Raw genomic sequence first — 4,402 nt, forward strand, 5'->3', positions numbered from 1 at the left:
TTTTATTTATCTACCCCTATCACGTTTTTGCTCTTTCTTTTCTTCTTGATATTCTTCAGGATGTATTTTTTTATCAAATATTTGTATAGCCTTTATCATAGGAGCATTATCTCTACTCACATCATTCATTAAATTCCTATATTTATTTCTACCAATAGCTTGCTCTAACTTCTCAAAAATCTCTCTAACAACTTCAATAACATTAAACGCATCATCAAGGTGTTTTTTGAGGTCTTTTATAACCTCATTTGCTCTTACTAAAGTTTTAGACATATCCTTGTTTTCTTCTCTAAGCTTACTATTTTCGTTTTTTAGGTCATTCAGAGCTTTATCTGACTTAATATACTCATAATCTTCTGTAATCGTTTGTGCTGCTTGTATTTGTTTCTGAAAGTTATTAAATTCTTCTTGGCTTATTACAAAATTCCCTGTTTCTTGTATTTCTTTGTTGAACAATCCACCTACTTTTTCAGTTTCATGTTCATATTGGACGTTTAAAGGCTTTTTAAGCGTTTCTAATGATTTTTGGTATTGTTCTATCAACTCACTGCTTTTTTGTTGTATATGGCTTAATTTTTGGCTCTCACGCTCATATTCTTGCTTATGGTATTCTGTTTTTTGCTTATATCGGCTTACCTGATCATGTTTAGCATTTGTAACTTGTCTTGATTGTCCTCGGTCCAAATCATACCCACGTTGATTAACATATTCGTTAAATCTATCTTGAAACGCTGTTAACGCCTTTTTATTCCCTACAACTTCTTTCGCACTTAATCTACCGTCATCAGTGATAGGAACAACACCATAATGCATATGTGGAGTTTTTTCGTCCATGTGAACTGTCGCATATAATAAATTATCTTTACCGTATTCTTGTTCTAAAAACTCTTTAGCATATTCAAAAAACTGCTTTGTATCTTCTGGCGTTTGATTATCAAAGAAATCATTGTCTGATGTAATTAAACCATCAATGTGTTTAATCGCGTCTGTTCTAATTTTTCGTTTACCTGTATAATTCTGTTCAATTTTTTCATCAATCAAGTTATTAAAATTCTGTTTATTAGCATTTACCAAATCATAATTTAAGTAAGTTTTACTATGGTCTATATCTTCATTTTCATAATTATTATTTTCTCTTTGAACATGTTTTTGTATGCCTGTTGTATTTGTTCCTGTTTTGACTTTTGAAACTCTAATAATTGAATACGACATATATAATTCACTCCTCAACAATAAGGTTAGTTAGGTAATTTAATACTTTAAGTCTAACATACTAGACTTATTTTGAAATAAGTCATTAAACCGTATGCTCTGCGAGGCTAAAACATGTTTTTGTGCAAGCACAAAAAATGGACTGAACAAGTCAGTCCATAAGTTCAAAACCAAATTCAAAATCAAAACACCAGCAACCAAAATAGTGGTTGTTAAATATAAAGATCAAAACTAAAACAACATATATTCAACTACTTACTTTCTTTTTCAAAATTTAAGGAATACTTGATATTGCAAATATCACAAAAGCTATTATCATAATTTATAATTCAAATAAGCATAAAGTTTTTTAATGACACTCTTAACAGGAAAAAGTTCCCAATCAACGCTATTACCATTTTTATAACTAGAAATAGCTAAACTTATTAAATTATTTTCTTCAATTGATAAATTTTCTGATAAATTTTCTATTATCATACTGCCAGCTAAATCTTTTGAATAAAACTTACCTGTTTCATAAGTTACGATCATACGACAAAGGGTTAAAATAACATTTGTTTCATCACCATAAAAATCTTTTATCAATTCTTTAGAACTTTCCTTTATAGCTTTTTGTAAATCAATAAATGGAACATCAGGAATTAAGTTATTAATATTATTTTCGCCATAAATTGATATTGAAGAAAGCTTGGCTTGATATAATAATATTGTTAAATCAATGTTGTTATTCTTTTCTGGAATAAAATAATTTAAATAATCTTCTCTAAGCCATTCCCCATAGATAAACTCTTCAATAGGTGGATAAGACCAATTTTCATTTTCATGATAATTAAGCACAGTTAATTCTATATATTTTAAACTTGTATCTTCACCAATTTCTTTAGAGATAGGCATAATTTTCGAAATTAATATTCTTTTTTCTTCTTTAGTCATATCTCTATTTATTATCACTAGAAAATCAACATCACTATCTTTTTTTAAACCCCCTTTAACATAAGAACCATATAAATAGACTCCTAATAAATCTTTTGAAAACAATCGTTTCAATTCTATTAAAACATTATCAATTTGCTTATTTGGTTCCTCCATTATTGACTCCTCTCATCTTTAAATATTATTTCCAAAATCTAAATTCACGTTGCCAAAAATCAATCTGCTTTTGCAATTGTTTTTCGTTTTCTCTTAAAGTCATTTTCATCAAATCAGTTAAATCAATTGGAGATATTTCCTTAATTAAATTTTTATATTTATTTTTAGTTCGTCTTTCTAATTTACCCCATTCTTCTTCATCATTTAACAACATAAAAACCATTGCTCTATCAGAACTGCGCTTAATGATTTTCCAATCTGGTTTCAAAATATGTAAATCATTAAAACAATCATTCCAATAATCAACCATACTACGCTTAAGTTCAATTTCTACACGCCACAAATGTTCAGACATAACTTCAACGTCTGCATTATCTTTACGCTCTTGTTTCTTGTTATAAATTCTTATAAATCTATCACTATCACGAACACCAAAATATTTTGTTTCTGGTTTACCGTCACGACCATAAAAAATTGTTTTCTTAACTGATTTATCAGTCATTGCATAGTAATCACTTAAATCATATTCAAAATCAAATTCAAAATCAATCAAGTATTTCTCCTGTATCTGAATCTATATAACTTCGTTTATATTTACGTTCTTGATACACTGCGTCGAAATACAATCTAATTAATCCTGTATGTGAACGTAAAACACTATTTATAATTTTCATACTAGGTAAATTATATTCCGTTCCACGTTCTTTTATAAAACGTCTCAACTCACGTATATTTGCTAAACCATGCTCATCTATCATGTCGCAAACATCATTCAACATTTCGTCTTTATCTTCTACATCAAGCACTACATATCTATCAATATCAAAGTTATTCAAAAGCTTTATATCCTTTTTGTTGTATTTATATTTATTTTTAGCAATAGCGTCTTTACTTTCATGCGTTAAATACGCATACATGTTTTCCATACTTTGTTTTACAATTTGAACTTTTGCTACACTTTCTTTACCTAATGTTCTCTGTATTCTTTTACGAACACTATGCGTTGTAACTGGATTAGCAGCTACATAAATCACATGATAATGTGGCTTTTTATATATCTTTTCTCCTCTATCTACTTTCTTCTGTTCATCTTCAGTTAAATTTTTTCGTTCTGTTTCATCTTTATCATGTAGTGGACTTATCGCCATAGGAATACCAATCAATTCTAGTTGCATTTCCCAGTTTTCTGGTATACTCTCAGGGTACAATAAAAATGTGAAGTATCTTGCTTTATCTGTTGTCATTTAACATCACCATATACAGATAATGCAGTTTAAAAAGAGCGGTCTTTTGCCAGGACGCTCTTTTTTTATGCATTTTTCTGCCCTTTCTTATATTCATCTAAAACCAATGTAAGCATTGCTGATTTACTTAAACCCTTTTCTTTACATAACTCTTCTAAATACTCATAAAAACTATCCGACATAGTAATTGTGAATCTTTTCTTTTCAGTCATTTCTTTCACCTTTCAATCAAGTCAATTTATTAAAATTATAGTATCATAGTTGTGTACTTTATACAAATTAAAACACAAAAAAACTAAAATGTCCCCAAAAATGTCCCTAAATGTCCCCGAACTTTAATGTACCTCAATCCCTTGAGAGAGTAAGTTCAAAAGACACTTTTTTATCAATTTGGCACTCGGCACTTAAAAGGGGGGTCGTAGTAGTCCCCCTTTTTCCAACTAAATTTGATAAATTCTAAACCAAAATACAAAAACAGGGCTAACAGATCACTTCGTGAAGTTAGCCCTAAAACCTAAACCATTAACTCAATTTATTTTTTATTCCAATTTCCTTTTGGTCTTAAAGTTTGCGTCCTTAACAATCCTAAAAGCTGTCAGTCGGTCGGGTTAATAGCTGACGCTATCGACCGCTGTCGCTTTAAGTCTAAGTTAAGGACTCTTTAAGACAAAAAGTTTTCTCGGCATAAATGTGGGTATAATTAAATTAGATTTACTTAAACAATTCTTTAAAGATTTTGAACGCCATTCTATTTTTAGAGTGGCGTTTTTATTTATCTACCCCTATCACGTTTTTGCTCTTTCTTTTCTTCTTGATATTCTTCAGGATGTATTTTTTTATCAAATATTTGTATAGCC

The 4,402-nt window shown here is 29.3% G+C and carries 4 protein-coding genes and 1 pseudogene; all 5 read right to left on the reverse strand.

What is annotated here, in order from left to right:
• Positions 1 to 6: 6 nt before the first annotated feature.
• On the reverse strand, positions 7 to 1,212 hold the full coding sequence (gene mobV, locus LQ688_RS13790) for a MobV family relaxase (protein WP_239752875.1): 1,206 nt from the start codon (positions 1,210 to 1,212) through the stop codon (positions 7 to 9).
• A gap of 315 nt (positions 1,213 to 1,527) precedes the next feature.
• Positions 1,528 to 2,301 (reverse strand): ANT(9) family aminoglycoside nucleotidyltransferase Spd, encoded by a 774-nt coding sequence (locus LQ688_RS13795; protein WP_021285909.1) that lies wholly within the window; start codon positions 2,299 to 2,301, stop codon positions 1,528 to 1,530.
• Between the two features lie 25 nt (positions 2,302 to 2,326).
• Positions 2,327 to 2,851 (reverse strand): annotated as a pseudogene (locus LQ688_RS13800) (replication initiation factor domain-containing protein); the annotation flags it as partial.
• Positions 2,847 to 3,545 carry a replication protein gene (locus LQ688_RS13805; protein ID WP_210142659.1) on the reverse strand — a complete coding sequence of 233 codons (699 nt, stop codon included), beginning with the start codon at positions 3,543 to 3,545 and terminating at the stop codon, positions 2,847 to 2,849. The gene LQ688_RS13805 and the pseudogene LQ688_RS13800, both read right to left, overlap by 5 nt.
• 65 nt (positions 3,546 to 3,610) lie before the next feature.
• Positions 3,611 to 3,757, reverse strand: a complete 147-nt coding sequence (locus tag LQ688_RS13810; protein ID WP_101174849.1) for a ribbon-helix-helix protein, CopG family — start codon at positions 3,755 to 3,757, stop codon at positions 3,611 to 3,613.
• Positions 3,758 to 4,402 lie beyond the last annotated feature (645 nt).

This window comes from Mammaliicoccus sp. J-M40 (assembly GCF_022386395.1).
GTDB classification, from domain to species: Bacteria; Bacillota; Bacilli; order Staphylococcales; family Staphylococcaceae; genus Mammaliicoccus; species Mammaliicoccus lentus.

Excerpts from the sequence above, each read along its gene's own strand:
- LQ688_RS13810 (WP_101174849.1), bottom strand. The coding sequence starts at position 3,757 with ATGACTGAAAAGAAAAGATTCACAATTACTATGTCGGATAGTTTTTAT.
- LQ688_RS13795 (WP_021285909.1), bottom strand. The coding sequence starts at position 2,301 with ATGGAGGAACCAAATAAGCAAATTGATAATGTTTTAATAGAATTGAAA.
- mobV (WP_239752875.1), bottom strand. The coding sequence starts at position 1,212 with ATGTCGTATTCAATTATTAGAGTTTCAAAAGTCAAAACAGGAACAAAT.
- LQ688_RS13805 (WP_210142659.1), bottom strand. The coding sequence starts at position 3,545 with ATGACAACAGATAAAGCAAGATACTTCACATTTTTATTGTACCCTGAG.